The following is a 13,652-nucleotide window of genomic DNA, read 5'->3' on the forward strand; positions in this document are numbered from 1 at the left end:
ACGGTGTGCGCATGATAAGCCCCGCACTGCGCACGGGCTGAGAATGCGCGCCTTGATCCGGCGCAGTGCGCGCGCCGCCGCAGATGCCGACACTACGCGTGCGTACGGATAAAACGTTTGATTGAACGCGCAAGGCTCATGCACTCTTGCGCGCCTCGACTGTCTCGCCTGGGAATGTTCCGCTCATGAGTCGTCTGTCCTCCTATTCTCGCGAGCAATTGCTCGCCAGCGCACGCGGCGAGCTGTTCGGCGCCGACGCCGGGCGCCTGCCCAACGACCCGATGCTGATGTTCGACCGCATCGTCGCCATCGACGAGACCGGCGGCGCGCACGGCAAGGGCGTGATCCGCGCCGAACTGGATATCCGCCCGGACCTGTGGTTCTTCGGCTGCCATTTCATCGGCGACCCGGTCATGCCCGGCTGCCTGGGCCTGGATGCGATGTGGCAGTTGACCGGCTTCTTCCTGACCTGGCTGGGCGCACCCGGCCGTGGCCGTGCGCTGGGCGTGGGCGAGGTGAAGTTCACCGGGCAGGTGCTGCCCACCGCCAGGCAGGTGGTCTACGAGATCGACATCAGCCGGGTGATCAACCGCAAGCTGGTGATGGCGGTGGCCGATGGCCGCATGTCGGTGGATGGGCGCGAGATCTATACCGCCAAGGACATGCGCGTGGGCCTGTTCACTTCGACGGAGGCATTCTGATGCGGCGCGTGGCAATTACCGGGATGGGCATCACTTCGTGCCTGGGCAACGACCTGAACAGCGTGTCGCGCGCATTGCGCGAAAGCCAGCCCGGCATCCGCCATAACCCGCAGGCGGTGGAAGCCGGCCTGCGCAGCCAGGTCGGCGGCGATGTGCAGTTGGACCTGGACGCGGCGATCGACCGCAAGCTCAAGCGCTTCATGGGCGATGCCTCGGCCTACGCCTATCTGGCGCTGCGCGATGCGCTGGCCGATGCCGGTCTGGACGAGGCGGCGATCAGCGATCCGCGCATCGGCCTGATCGCCGGCTCCGGTGGCGGCTCCAGCCACTGGCAGGTGGAAGCGGCGGACCTGCTGCGCAACCGCGGCGTGCGCAAGGTCGGCCCGTACATGGTGCCGCGCACGATGTGTTCGGCGGTGTCGGCCAGCCTGGCCACCGCGTTCAAGATCAAGGGCGTGAGCTATTCGCTGTCGGCGGCCTGCGCGACCTCGGCGCACTGCATCGGCGCGGCGGCGGACCTGATCCGCCACGGCCAGCAGGACGTGATGTTCGCCGGCGGCGGCGAAGAGCTGGACTGGACCATGAGCCTGATGTTCGACGCGATGGGCGCGCTGTCCACCGGCTTCAACGACACGCCGGCGGTGGCGTCGCGGCCCTACGATGCCGCGCGCGACGGCTTCGTCATCGCCGGCGGCGGCGGCATGCTGGTGTTGGAGGACTACGAGCGCGCGGTAGCGCGCGGGGCGCGCATCCATGCCGAACTGGTCGGCTACGGCGTGACCTCCGACGGCGCCGACATGGTCGCCCCGTCCGGCGAAGGCGCGGTGCGCTGCATGCGCATGGCGCTGCAGGGCGTGGACACTCCGATCGACTACCTCAACACCCATGGCACCTCGACGCCGCTGGGCGACGTCACCGAGCTGGACGCGGTGCGCGCGGTGTTCGGCGATGCGGTGCCGCCGCTGTCCTCGACCAAGGCGCTGTCCGGACATTCGCTGGGCGCGGCCAGCGTGCACGAGGCGATCTACTGCCTGCTGATGCTGCGCGACGGCTTCATCGCCGGCTCGGCCAACATCGACACGCTGGATCCCCGCGCCGAGGGCTTCCCGATCGTCCGCGAGAGCCGCGATGCCGCGTTGCGCACGGTGATGTCCAACAGCTTCGGCTTCGGCGGCACCAACGCCGCGCTGGTGTTCGCCAAGGCCTGAGCCGGGCCAAACGCGCACGCTGCCAGGAGCGGCAGCGTGCCGCGCGTCAACGCTCCAGTTGCCTGACGTCGCGACGCCCGGCGTCGTGGTCCTTGTGCGCTTCCGGCTTGGCCGGTGGCGCTGAAGGCGGAGGCGGAGGCGGTGGTGGCGGTGGTGGCGGTGGTGGCGGTGGTGGCGGCGGTGGTGGTGGCGGTGGTGGCGGCGGTGGTGGCGGTGGTGGCGAACTCGGCTTCGGCGGATGCCGCTCGACCCATTGGATCGTCGCCGGCGACGGCGGCCACGACGGCGATGCCGATGGCGCGGACGCAGGCGGCGGCACGGGCATCAGTCCCATCGATTCGCGCTGGCGGCGGTCGTCGTCCTGGCGTTGCAACTCCTTCGCCAGTTCCTTGTTGTAGCGGGGATTGAGCGCGTCCGGCGGCGGGATCTGGTACATCTGCTCGCCGGGCGGCGTCCATTGCGGCGTGGCGCTCACCGCCTCGGACGCGGACGCAGGCGACGGCGGCGTCCGCCATTGCGGCGCCAACTGGCGCTGCAGCGGGGCAGGAATCTGCGCCGGGCCGGCCGCGGTCGCGGTGCTTTCCAGCGATCGATAGCGCGCGCGTTCGCGCGCCCACGGCTGACCGCGATAGTGCGTGTCCCAATAGCGGTCCAGCGCAAAGCCGACCGTGGGCACGCCGGGCGCAACGCCCTGTTCCTGGGCGTTGAAGTCGATCGCACCGGCCGGCAGCCAGCCGCGTTTCTCGCGCCAACTGACATCGCACCAGGCCCAGTCGCGGGTGCAGCCATGCACCCGCAGCGCCTCGTCGGTGACCGGGGTGACCACGCGCGGATACTCCGGTGCGGGGCCGGCACGCAGGCTGGCGCCGATGCGCACCGTGCCGCTGCCGTCCTGCGCCAACGCTGGCGCGGCCATGCCCAACAGCAACGGCGTCCACCACCCTGCTCGCTTCATGCGGTCCTCCTTGTGCGCAGCGGCCGCTCCTGCGCCGCGATCGCGGCGGCGAAGATCGCCGTGCCGCTGCGTTTTGTTCTAGCACAGAGGAGCCGGGATTGGGGATTGGGGATTGGGGATTGGGGATTGGGGATGACCAGCCTGTGGCTGTTGAAAGCGGGGATTGGGGATTGGGGATTGGGGGCGGCAACGTGCTGTGCGGAGCCAAACATTGGCAAGCCATTTTCTGCAGGAGCGGCTTCGGCGGCGACAGGCGTTACCGGTAATGCCCCGTCGCGGCTGAAGCCGCTCCTACAACAAAGCCAGAAGCGCGAGGAATGCCATGCACTCGCGAAAAATCACAAATCCCCAATCCCAACTCTCGAATCCCCGCTTACCCCGCCATGCCGCTGTGCCGCAGCAGCGCCTCCAGCTCCGGCGCGCGGCCGCGGAAGGCGGTGAAGTTCTCCAGCGCCGGACGGCTGCCGCCGCGCGAGAGGATCTCGCGCAGGAAGCGCGCGCCGGTGGCGGGCAACTGGTCAGGCGCTTCCTCGAACGCCGCATAGGCGTCGGCGCTGAGCACCTCGGCCCATTTGTAGCTGTAGTAGCCGGCCGCATAGCCGCCGGCGAAGATGTGGCTGAACTGGTGCGGGAAGCGATTCCAGGCCGGCGGCCGATTCACCGCCACTTCGTCGCGTACGCGCTCGAGCAACTGCAGCACGCTGTCGGCCTGCGCATCGAAGTCGTGGTGCAACTGCATGTCGAACAGCGCGAACTCGAGCTGGCGCACGGTGAACATGCCGCTCTGGTAGTTCTTCGCCGCCAGCATCTTGTCGAACAGTGCGCGCGGCAGCGGCTCGCCGCTGTCCACGTGGGCGGTCATCGCCTGCAGGCGCGGCCATTCCCAGCAAAAGTTCTCCATGAACTGGCTGGGCAGTTCCACCGCATCCCATTCCACGCCGTTGATGCCGGCCACGCCCAGTTCGCCGACCTGGGTCAGCAACTGGTGCAGGCCGTGGCCCATCTCGTGGAACAGGGTGGTGACTTCGTTGTGGGTGAAGGTGGCCGGCTTGCCGTCGCTGCCGCGGCCGAAGTTGCACACCAGGTACACCAGCGGGGTCTGCACGCCGTCGGCGCGCTCGCGGCGATTGCGGCAATCGTCCATCCAGGCGCCGCCACGCTTGCCTTCGCGCGCGTACAGGTCCAGATAGAACTGCCCGACCAGGCGCCCCTGCGCGTCGCTGAGGCGGAAGAAACGCACGTCCGGATGCCACACCGGCGCGCTGTCGGCCTCCACGCGCAAGCCGTACAGGTCGTGGATCAGGCCGAACAGGCCGTCCAGCACCTTGGGCTCGGTGAAGTAGCGCTTCACTTCCTGCTCGGAGAAGCTGTAGCGCGCCTGCTTGAGCTTCTCGCCGGCATAGGCCAGGTCCCAGGCTTCCAGCGTGTCCAGGCCCAGATGCTCGCGCGCGAATGCCTCCAGTTCGGCGCGGTCGCGCTGCGCGTAGGGCTTGGCGCGTGCGGCCAGATCGTGCAGGAAGTCGAGCACTTGTGCGGGATCCTGCGCCATCTTCGTGGCCAGCGAATACTCGGCGTAGCTGGCGAAGCCGAGCAGCGCGGCCAGTTCGCCGCGCAAGGCGAGGATGCGACCGATCGCCGCGCTGTTGTCCAGCGCCGCATCGCCGAACTCCGAGGCGCGGATCGCGTTGGCGCGGTACAGCGTCTCGCGCAGCGCGCGATCCTCGGCGTACATCTGCACCGGCAGGTAGCACGGCATCTGCAGGGTCAGCTTCCAGCCCGCCTGGCCATCGCGTTCGGCCGCTGCGCGCGCGGCGGCGATGCTGTCCTCGGGCAGGCCGGCCAGGCGCGCCTCGTCGTCGATCAACAGCGACCACGCATCGGTGGCGTCGAGCACGTTCTGCGAGAACTTGGCCGACAGCGCCGACAGTTCTTCCTGGATCGCGGCGAAGCGCTGCTTGTCGGCCTCGCTCAGTTCGGCGCCGCCCAGGCGGAAATCGCGCAACGCGTTGTCCAGCACCTTGCGCTGCGCCGGGCCGAGCGTTGCCGCCTCCGGCGATTGCGCCAGCGTGCGGTACTGCGCGAACAGCGCCAGGTTCTGCCCCAGCGCGCTGGAGAAGCGCGTCACCTTGGGCAGGTTGGCGTTGTAGGCCTCGCGCAGCGCCGGTGTGTTGACCACCGCCTGCAGGTGGCTCACCTGGCCCCAGGCGCGCCACAGGCGCTCGGTGGCGTCGTCCAGCGGCGCCACGAAGTTGTCCCAGCGCACCGGCGCCACGGTCTCGGCGGCTGCCACCGCGGCCTCGGCCTGCGCCAGCAGGGTGTCGATCGCCGGGCCGATGTGCTCGGGCTGGATCGCATCGAAGCGCGGCAGGCCGGAAAAATCGAGCAGGGGATTGGTCATCGCGGAAGTCTCGGTCACGGAAGGAAGGCCGGCGGCGCCGGCCATGGCAGTGAGATGGCGGTTAGTCCAGCGCGGCACAAGGCAGCGGCGGCAACCCGGCGCCGGCCACCGCCGCGGCCAGCTGCGCATCGGCCTGGTCCACGTCGATGCCGTGCTCGGCGTACCACTGCGGCCGGTAGTAGCTGTGCACGTAGCGCTCGCCGCTGTCGCACAGGATGGTGACGATGGCGCCGCTGCGGCCCTGCTCGCGCATGCGCGTGGCCGCCTGCAGCACGCCGACGAAGTTGGTGCCGGTGGAGCCGCCCACGCGCCGGCCCAGGCGCGCGCTGACGTAGCGCATCGCCGCCAGGCTCAGCGCGTCGGGCACCTTGACCATCGCATCCACGCAGCTGGGGATGAAGCTCGGCTCCACCCGCGGCCGACCGATGCCTTCGATGCGCGAGCCGCCGGTGCTTTCCAGGCCGGCGTAGTCGCGCCCGGCCAGCGCCTCGCGGTAGCCGTCGAAGAACAGCGACACCTCCGGATCCGCGCACAGGATGCGGGTGGGATGGCGCCGATAGCGCACGTAGCGCCCGAGCGTGGCCGCGGTGCCGCCGGTGCCGGGGCTGCACACGATCCAGGCCGGGATCGGGTGCGGCTCCTCCTGCATCTGCCGGAAGATCGATTCGGCGATGTTGTTGTTGGCGCGCCAGTCGGTGGCGCGTTCGGCGTAGAGGAACTGGTCCATGAAATGGCCGCCGGTCTCGCGTGCCAGTTGCACCGAATCGGCATGCAGGTCGCAGGCGCGCCCGACCAGGTGGCAGCGCCCGCCCTGGAACTCAATCGCGGCGATCTTTTCCGGCGAGGTCGTCGCCGGCATCACCGCGATGAACGGCAGCCCCAGCAGGCGCGCGAAGTACGCCTCGGACACCGCCGTGGAGCCGCTGGAGGCCTCGATCACCGGCCGCCCCTCGCGCAGCCAGCCGTTGGCCAGCGCGTACAGGAACAGCGAGCGCGCCAGGCGATGTTTGAGGCTGCCGGTGGGATGGCTGGATTCGTCCTTGAAATACAGGTCGATGCCGGGGAAACCGGGCAGGTCCAGCGGGATCAGATGGGTGTCGGCCGAGCGGTTGAAGTCGGCTTCGATCTTCTGGATGGCGGCGGCCACCCAAGCGCGATGGGTCATGGCGGTGCGGGAGCGGAGAAACCGCGCCCACGATACACGCCCGGCACGCGCCCGGGTCATGCGCGACCGCGGCCGCCACGCCGGCGTTCACCCGGCGTGGCGTGGCGCCGGGGCGGCGCTCAGCCGGCGGCCACGCTGAAACCGGCGTCGGCGATCGCCTGCTCCAGCGCGGCCACGTCGATGCGCGCGGGGTCGTAGTCGATGCCCACGCGCCCGCCCTCCAGCACCACCGTGCTGGCGCTCACGCCCGGACAGGCGTCCAGCACCCGCTGCAGCCGCGCGCTGCAGCCGCCGCAACTCATGCCGTGGACGAGGAGATCGAGATGTTGCATGTCAGGCTCCAAAGTGAAGAAATCGAACACGCGCTCACTGCGCACGCCAGCGATTCAGCAGCAGCGCGTTGCCCAGCACCGAGACCGAACTCAGCGCCATCGCCGCGCCGGCGATCACCGGGTTGAGCAGGCCGAACGCGGCCAGCGGGATGCCCAGGCCGTTGAAGACGAAGGCGAAGAACAGGTTCTGGCGGATCTTGCGCACGGTCGCCGCGGACAGGTCGATGGCGGCGGCGACGCCGGCCAGGTCGCCGTGCATCAGCACCACGTCGGCCGCCTCGATGGCGATGTCCGAACCGCTGCCGATGGCGAAACTGACGTCGGCCGCGGCCAGCGCCGGGGCGTCGTTGATGCCGTCGCCGACCATGCCCACGTGTGCGCCCGGCACGGCCTGCAGCTGGCGCACATGCGCGGCCTTGTCCTGCGGCAGCACCTCGGCCTGCACCTGCTCGATACCGAGTCGCGCGGCCACCGCCTGCGCCGCGTGGCGGTTGTCGCCGCTGAGCATGGTCACGGCGATACCGCGCGCCTGCAGCAACGCCACCGCCTCGGCGGCGTCCTCGCGCAGCGGATCGGCGATGGCGATGTAGCCGGCCACGGCGCCGTCCACCGCCACCCCGACCACGCTCTGGCCCTGCGCCTGCGCCGCCTCGGCCTGGCGGCGCAGCGTCGGGTCGGCCGGCACGGCGACCAGGCCGTCGAGCCACGCCAGCGCCCCCAGCGCGACCTCGCGCCCGTCCACGCGGCCGCGCACGCCCTGCCCCGGCAGCGTCTGCACTGCCTCGGCCAGCGGCGCCGGCACCGCCGCGCGCACGCCCAGGTCGGCGGCGCGCTGCACGATGGCGCGCGCCAGCGGATGCGCCGACCCGGTCTCCAGCGCCGCGGCCAGGCGCAACAGCGGCGCGGCCTCGGCCTCGTCGGCGACCAGCACCGCGGTCACCTGCGGCTGGCCCAGGGTCAGGGTGCCGGTCTTGTCGACCACCAGCGCGGTCAGCGCGCGGGCGCGTTCCAGCACCTCGGCGTCGCGGATCAGGATGCCGGCGCGCGCGCCGACGCCGGTGCCGACCATGATCGCGGTCGGCGTGGCCAGGCCCAGCGCGCACGGGCAGGCGATCACCAGCACCGCCACCGCGTGCACCAGGGCGTCGGCGAAGCTGCCGCCCAGCGCCCAGGTCGCGCCCAGGGTGATCGCGGCGATGGCCAGTACCGCCGGCACGAACACCGCGGCGATGCGATCGACCAGGCGCTGGATCGGCGCGCGCGAGCCTTGCGCGGCATCGACCATGCGCACGATCTGCGCCAGCAGCGTGTCCGCGCCAACGCCGGTGGCGCGCGCGCGCAACAGGCCAAGCTGGTTGACCGTGGCCGCATGCAGGCGGCTGCCCGGTGCCTTGGCCACCGGCAGCGCCTCGCCGGAGAGCATCGCCTCGTCCACGCTGGAGTGGCCGTCGAGCACCTCGCCGTCCACCGGCACGCGCTCGCCGGCAGCGACCACGAACACGTCGCCGACCGCCAGTTCCGCCGCATCCACCTCCACGATGACGCCGTCGCGCTCGACCCGTGCGGTGGTCGGCGCCAGGTCGAGCAGCGCGCGCACCGCCGCAGTGGTGCGACGCTTGGCGCGCGCCTCGAGCAGGCGCCCGAGCAAGACCAGGGTGATGACGCTGGTGCTGGCCTCGAAGTACACGTGCTGGTCGTGCAGGCCGGCCACGGTGACCACGGCGCTGTACAGATAGGCCATGCCGGTGCCCAGCGCGACCAGCACGTCCATGTTGGCGCTGCCGTTGCGCAGCGCGCGGTAGCCGGCGCGGTAGAAGCGCGCGCCGACCCAGCACTGCACCGGCGTCGCCAGCAGCCACTGCAGCCAGCGCGGCAGCGGCTCGGCGTGCGCACCGCGCAAGGCGTCGCCGTCCAGCATGCCGAGCATCTGCCCCCAGAACGGCAGGGTCAGCAGCACCGCCGCTGCGAACATTCCCAGCTCGCGCCGCCAGGCGCGGCGCTCGCTGCGGTCGCGCTCGGCCAGCTGCTCGGGGTCCATGGCCTGCGCGACGCGCGCGCCGAATCCCGCACGGGCGATCCGCGCGATCAGCTCCGCCGGCGCGACCGCACCGTTCACGATCTCCACCCGCGCCTTGGCCGAGGCCAGGTTGGCGTGGCCGGCGAGCACGCCCGGGGTCTTCGCCAGCACCGCGTCGATCGTCGCCACGCAGGAGGCGCAATGCAGGCCGCTGAGTTCCAGGGTCAGGGTCTGGGTCGGCACGCTGTAGCCGGCCTGCTGGATGCGCTGCAGCAGTGTCGGCAGGTCCACTTGCTGCGGGTCGTAGTCGACCTGCACGCGCGCGCCGGCGTAGCTGGCCTGCGCCGCGACCCCGGGCAGGCGCTGCAACGCCTTCTCCACGCCGGCCGCGCAGGCGGCGCAGGTCATGCCCTGCACCGGCAAGGTCAACGAGGCGGTGGCGCGGTCCGCGCTCATCGCCGCGGCTCGCCGGCGGCATCGCCGCGGACGTCGCCCAGGATCGGGCAGGCGTCCGGCACACCGCGGCCGGGACACTCCTCGACCAGCACCGCCAGGGTGTCGCGCATCTCGGTCAGTTCGGCGATGCGCCGGTCCAGCGCCTGCAGGCGCGCGCTGGCGCGCTGCTTGATGCCCTCCACGCCGTGCACGCGATCGTCCTGCAGCGCCAGCAGCTCGCCGATCTCCTCCAGCGAAAAGCCCAGTTCCTTGGCGCGGCGGATGAAGCGCACCCGCTGCACCGCCGCGGCGTCGTACTCGCGGTAGCCGGAGGCGCGGCGCGGGGCGGGCGGCAGCAGCCCCTGGCGCTCGTAGTAGCGCACGGTATCGATGGCGACGTCGGCCTGGCGGGCGAGCGCGCCGATGGTGAAGCGGACGGTGGCGGGATCGGATCGCATGCGCACACCCTACTCCCTGGAGTCGGGTCCAGAGTCAAGCCTTCCCGCGCGGCAGTCGCTTGCCGCCCACGCCGGCTTCGGTATCCTCTGCGCTTCCCGCCGTCACCCTGCCGCCTGTGCCGACCTTCGCCGTCCTGATGCGCCTGCTGCTGTGCCTGAGCCTGCTGCTCAACGGCACCGCGGCCGCCATGGCGATGCCGGGCATGGCAACGCACGGCCCCTCGACGCACGACACGGCTGCCACGATGGCCAGCGCGGCGCCGGCGCATGCGGCGATGCCCTGCCACGACGCGCCGCCACCGCCACCGACGGATCACGACGGCCCCTGCCACGACCATGCCGGCAAGCACGGCGGCTGCGGCGGCATGGCGGGCTGCCAATGTCCGCATGCGCAACCGTTGCCGGCCCTCCTGGCGATGCCGCTGGCACTGCCGCGCATGCCCCGCACCCTGGTCGCCGCCGCTTCCCAGGCCGCGCACGGTGCGCCCGGCCTGCCGCGGTTGGAACGCCCTCCCAGCGCCTGAGCGCGAGCGGCCGCCCCACGGGCGGTCTCCTGGCGGCGGCGCACAGACGCTGCCGCGTCCGTGCCTGCAGCGCCCCGTCGGCGCTGCGCGGCACATCGCATCCGCTTATGGACCTGACACATGAACGCATCTTCTTCCGGCCTGCCGGCGCTGCCGTCGCGGCGCCGCTTCGTCACCGGGCTGGCGCTGGGCGCCGCCGCCGGCCTCAGCGGGCTGCCGCTGCGCAGCGCCCAGGCCAGCGCGCTCGCCCGCAACGGCGCCGCACCCTACGTGCTGCACGGCACCGACCTGGACCTGAGCATCGGCAGCACCCGGGTCAACTTCACCGGGCGCGAGCGCCCCGCCATCGCCGTCAACGGCAGCGTGCCCGCACCGATCCTGCGCTGGCGCGAAGGCGACACCGTGACCATCCGCGTGGCCAATCGCCTGCCCGGCCACACCCAGACCTCGGTGCACTGGCACGGCCTGCTGCTGCCGGCCAACATGGACGGCGTGCCGGGCATGAGCTTCGACGGCATCTATCCGGGCGAGACCTACCAGTACCGTTTCGCCCTGCGCCAGTCCGGCACCTACTGGTACCACAGCCATTCGCTGCACCAGGAGCAGGCCGGGCTGTACGGCGCCATCGTGATCGACCCGCGCGACCCGCCGCCGTACCGCTACGACCGCGAGCACGTGCTGTTGCTGTCGGACTGGACCGACCTGGACCCGGCCGCGCTGTTCCGGCGGCTGAAGCAGATGCCGTCCTACGACAACCTGTACCAGCGCACCGTCGGCGATTTCCTGCGCGACGCGCGGCAGGACGGGCTGCGCGCCACCCTCGCCGACCGCGGCATGTGGGGGCGCATGCGCATGACCCCCAGCGACCTGTCCGACGTCAACGGCAACACCTACACCTACCTGCTCAACGGCATGACCCCGGCCGGCAACTGGACCGGGCTGTTCCGCCCCGGCGAGAAGGTGCTGCTGCGCTTCATCAACGCCTCCAGCATGAGCTACTTCGACGTGCGCATCCCCGGGCTGAAGATGACCGTGGTCGCCGCCGACGGCCAGTACGTGCATCCGGTGAGCGTGGACGAGTTCCGCATCGCCGCGGCCGAAACCTACGACGTGCTGGTCGAACCCAGCGGCCAGGACGCCTATACGGTGTTCGCCCAGGACATGGGGCGCACCGGTCACGCCCGCGGTACTTTGGCCGTGCGCGACGGGCTGCAGGCGCCGGTGCCGGCGAACGATCCACGCCCACTGCTGCGCATGCAGGACATGGGCCACGCGATGGCCGGGCACGCCGGCATGGACCACGGCGCGGGCACGGCCATGCACGGCATGGAGGGCGGCTGCGGCGCGAGCATGCCCATGGCCGGCATGCCGGGCATGGAGCACGCCGCGCACGCAACTGCAGGCGCTGCCGCGGCATCTGCGCATCCACGCAGCGAACGCGGCAATCCGCTGGTGGACATGCAGTCCTCCGCCACCGCGCCGCGGCTGGACGACCCGGGCATCGGCCTGCGCGACAACGGCCGCCGCGTGCTGACCTACGCCGACCTGCACAGCCTGTTCGAGGATCCGGACGGACGCGAGCCGGGACGCGAGATCCAGCTGCACCTGACCGGCAACATGGAGAAGTTCGCCTGGTCCTTCGACGGCATTCCCTTCGCCAGCGCCGAACCGTTGCGGCTCAACTACGGCGAGCGCCTGCGCATCGTGCTGGTCAACGACACGATGATGCAGCACCCGATCCACCTGCACGGCATGTGGAGCGACGTGGAGGATGCCGCCGGCCGCTTCCAGGTGCGCAAGCACACCGTGGACATGCCGCCGGGCACGCGCCGCAGCTACCGCGTGCGCGCCGACGCGCTGGGGCGCTGGGCCTACCACTGTCATCTGCTGTATCACATGGACGGCGGCATGATGCGCGAAGTGCGGGTGGACGCATGAGCCGCTCGCGCCTCGCTCCGCTCGCCCAGGCCACCGGCCTGGCGCTGCTGTTGGCGCACGCCGCAGCGCAGGCGCAGCATGCCCATGCTGCCGACACCGGCGCCGACGCAGCTGCCGCGCGCTGCGCCTGCCCTGCGTCCGCTGCCGCCGTGCCCATGGCGGACGCGGCGGCAGCGCAGCCCGACACGGCAACGCATGGCGCCATGGACCACGCAGCCGTGGGGCATGCCGCGCACGTGCCGGCCATGCAAGGCGCGCCTGCCACGCAGACCACGGCAGAGCACGCCGACGCCATGTCGCACGCTCGCATGGACCACGCCACGATGGACCACGCGCCCGCGCCGGCGTCGCAGGGCGATCACCGCGAACACGCGCACTCCGCGCACGACGGCATGGACCACGCGATGCCCCCCGCGCCTGCCCCGACAGCGACCGCGTGCCACTGTCCCGCGAGCGCCAACACGCCGCTGCCGCGCGAGCCGATCCCGCCGATCACCGCGGCCGACCGTGCGGCCGCGTTCCCGGTGCTGCGCGACCACGGCATGGCGCACGGCGCCTCGCGCACCGGCTATTTGCTGGTCGATCGCCTGGAGGGCTGGGACAACGCCCATGGCAGCGGCCAGGCCTGGGAAGCGCGCGGCTGGTACGGCGGCGACATCGACCGGCTATGGCTGCGCAGCGACGGCGAACGCGAGGGCGGCCGCACCATTGCGTCCTCGCTGGAACTGGCCTATGGCCGCGCGATCTCGCCCTGGTGGGACGTGCTGATCGGCGGCAGGCAGACGTTCGCGCCGGGCCACGCGCGGACCTCTGCCGCGTTCGGCGTGCAAGGCATGGCGCCGTACAAGTTCGAGGTGTCGGCCATGCTCTACGTCGGCGAAGGCGGCCATGCCAGCCTGCACCTGGAAGGCGAGTACGACGTGCTGCTGACCAATCGCCTGATCCTGCAGCCACGGCTGGAAGCCGAACTGGCAGCGCGCGACGATCCGGCGCATCGCACCGGCAGCGGCCTGACCACCGTGGAGGGTGGGTTGCGCCTGCGCTACGAAGTCACGCGCCGGTTTGCGCCGTATGTCGGCGTGGAGCACGTGCGCCGCTTCGGCGACACCGCCGATCAGCGTCGCGCCGCTGGCGAGGCCATGCGCGAGACGCGCTGGGTCGCCGGCCTGCGGTTCTGGTTCTGAGCCACGGCGGCGCGCCGTAGCACATGGCGAACGGCGGCGCAGAAGACGCGCCGCCTTGGCGAAACACGGCACCGCCGCTAGACCGGCGTTCGCGGTGCCCCAACTGCATGTGCGCCTATCGCCACCATCCAGGCACGAACAACGAAGACGTGCCTTTGTAGGAGCGGCTTCAGCCGCGAGGGGCGTTACCGGGAAAGCCCGTCGCGGCTGAAGCCGCTCCTTGTATCTGGACCTGGCGCCCCTAAACAGGCGTCATGTCTTCCGACTGATCATCGGAGGAGGTGTGGGAAGTCCAGTCGCTCCTGAAGCTTAGAGCTTGCATCGTAGATCGGCTCCC

Annotated in this window: 11 protein-coding genes; 5 read left to right on the plus strand and 6 right to left on the minus strand. The window is 71.3% G+C overall.

What is annotated here, in order from left to right; all coding sequences use genetic code 11:
• Positions 1–185 precede the first annotated feature (185 nt).
• Entirely contained in the window at positions 186–701 is a 516-nt protein-coding gene (gene fabA, locus GGR66_RS12695) for a 3-hydroxyacyl-[acyl-carrier-protein] dehydratase FabA (RefSeq protein WP_160968846.1), read from the plus strand.
• The gene (fabB, locus tag GGR66_RS12700; RefSeq protein ID WP_184448459.1) at positions 701–1,909 is read left to right on the plus strand and encodes a beta-ketoacyl-ACP synthase I; all 1,209 of its coding nucleotides are present in this window, start codon (positions 701–703) and stop codon (positions 1,907–1,909) included. The genes fabA and fabB overlap by 1 nt, the downstream gene beginning before the upstream one ends.
• 46 nt (positions 1,910–1,955) lie before the next feature.
• On the opposite strand, the gene GGR66_RS12705 is transcribed toward fabB, so the two are convergent.
• The 6 genes from GGR66_RS12705 to GGR66_RS12730 all read right to left on the minus strand — a co-directional run bounded on the left by GGR66_RS12705 (position 1,956) and on the right by GGR66_RS12730 (position 9,669).
• Positions 1,956–2,864 (minus strand): hypothetical protein, encoded by a 909-nt coding sequence (locus GGR66_RS12705; RefSeq protein WP_255421684.1) that lies wholly within the window; start codon positions 2,862–2,864, stop codon positions 1,956–1,958.
• Between the two features lie 373 nt (positions 2,865–3,237).
• Entirely contained in the window at positions 3,238–5,262 is a 2,025-nt protein-coding gene (locus GGR66_RS12710; protein ID WP_184448502.1) for a M3 family metallopeptidase, read from the minus strand.
• A 61-nt stretch (positions 5,263–5,323) separates the two neighbouring features.
• Positions 5,324–6,427 (minus strand): PLP-dependent cysteine synthase family protein, encoded by a 1,104-nt coding sequence (locus tag GGR66_RS12715; protein ID WP_160969200.1) that lies wholly within the window; start codon positions 6,425–6,427, stop codon positions 5,324–5,326.
• A gap of 119 nt (positions 6,428–6,546) precedes the next feature.
• A complete protein-coding gene (locus GGR66_RS12720) occupies positions 6,547–6,759 on the minus strand; it encodes a heavy metal-associated domain-containing protein (RefSeq protein ID WP_184448460.1) in 213 nt (70 codons plus the stop codon).
• A gap of 34 nt (positions 6,760–6,793) precedes the next feature.
• Complete coding sequence (locus tag GGR66_RS12725; RefSeq protein ID WP_184448461.1) at positions 6,794–9,232, minus strand: heavy metal translocating P-type ATPase; 2,439 nt, start codon at positions 9,230–9,232, stop codon at positions 6,794–6,796.
• A complete protein-coding gene (locus GGR66_RS12730; protein ID WP_184448462.1) occupies positions 9,229–9,669 on the minus strand; it encodes a heavy metal-responsive transcriptional regulator in 441 nt (146 codons plus the stop codon). The genes GGR66_RS12725 and GGR66_RS12730 overlap by 4 nt, the downstream gene beginning before the upstream one ends.
• A gap of 116 nt (positions 9,670–9,785) precedes the next feature.
• On the opposite strand from GGR66_RS12730, the gene GGR66_RS12735 reads away from it, so the two are divergent.
• The 3 genes from GGR66_RS12735 (at position 9,786) to GGR66_RS12745 (ending at position 13,315) form a co-directional block, all read left to right on the plus strand.
• Positions 9,786–10,193 carry a CopL family metal-binding regulatory protein gene (locus GGR66_RS12735; RefSeq protein WP_184448463.1) on the plus strand — a complete coding sequence of 136 codons (408 nt, stop codon included), beginning with the start codon at positions 9,786–9,788 and terminating at the stop codon, positions 10,191–10,193.
• Between the two features lie 120 nt (positions 10,194–10,313).
• Positions 10,314–12,131 carry a copper resistance system multicopper oxidase gene (locus GGR66_RS12740; RefSeq protein WP_184448464.1) on the plus strand — a complete coding sequence of 606 codons (1,818 nt, stop codon included), beginning with the start codon at positions 10,314–10,316 and terminating at the stop codon, positions 12,129–12,131.
• A complete protein-coding gene (locus GGR66_RS12745) occupies positions 12,128–13,315 on the plus strand; it encodes a copper resistance protein B (protein ID WP_184448465.1) in 1,188 nt (395 codons plus the stop codon). Before GGR66_RS12740 ends, GGR66_RS12745 begins: the two co-directional genes overlap by 4 nt.
• Positions 13,316–13,652: the final 337 nt, after the last annotated feature.

Origin of the sequence: Xanthomonas sp. 3498, assembly GCF_014199795.1 — a bacterium.
Classification (GTDB): domain Bacteria; phylum Pseudomonadota; class Gammaproteobacteria; order Xanthomonadales; family Xanthomonadaceae; genus Xanthomonas_A; species Xanthomonas_A rydalmerensis.

What these genes read in the sequence shown, in the direction of transcription:
- fabA (WP_160968846.1), top strand. Translation starts at nt 186, where the DNA reads ATGAGTCGTCTGTCCTCCTATTCTCGCGAGCAATTGCTCGCCAGCGCA.
- fabB (WP_184448459.1), top strand. Translation starts at nt 701, where the DNA reads ATGCGGCGCGTGGCAATTACCGGGATGGGCATCACTTCGTGCCTGGGC.
- GGR66_RS12705 (WP_255421684.1), bottom strand. Translation starts at nt 2,864, where the DNA reads ATGAAGCGAGCAGGGTGGTGGACGCCGTTGCTGTTGGGCATGGCCGCG.
- GGR66_RS12710 (WP_184448502.1), bottom strand. Translation starts at nt 5,262, where the DNA reads ATGACCAATCCCCTGCTCGATTTTTCCGGCCTGCCGCGCTTCGATGCG.
- GGR66_RS12715 (WP_160969200.1), bottom strand. Translation starts at nt 6,427, where the DNA reads ATGACCCATCGCGCTTGGGTGGCCGCCGCCATCCAGAAGATCGAAGCC.
- GGR66_RS12720 (WP_184448460.1), bottom strand. Translation starts at nt 6,759, where the DNA reads ATGCAACATCTCGATCTCCTCGTCCACGGCATGAGTTGCGGCGGCTGC.
- GGR66_RS12725 (WP_184448461.1), bottom strand. Translation starts at nt 9,232, where the DNA reads ATGAGCGCGGACCGCGCCACCGCCTCGTTGACCTTGCCGGTGCAGGGC.
- GGR66_RS12730 (WP_184448462.1), bottom strand. Translation starts at nt 9,669, where the DNA reads ATGCGATCCGATCCCGCCACCGTCCGCTTCACCATCGGCGCGCTCGCC.
- GGR66_RS12740 (WP_184448464.1), top strand. Translation starts at nt 10,314, where the DNA reads ATGAACGCATCTTCTTCCGGCCTGCCGGCGCTGCCGTCGCGGCGCCGC.
- GGR66_RS12745 (WP_184448465.1), top strand. Translation starts at nt 12,128, where the DNA reads ATGAGCCGCTCGCGCCTCGCTCCGCTCGCCCAGGCCACCGGCCTGGCG.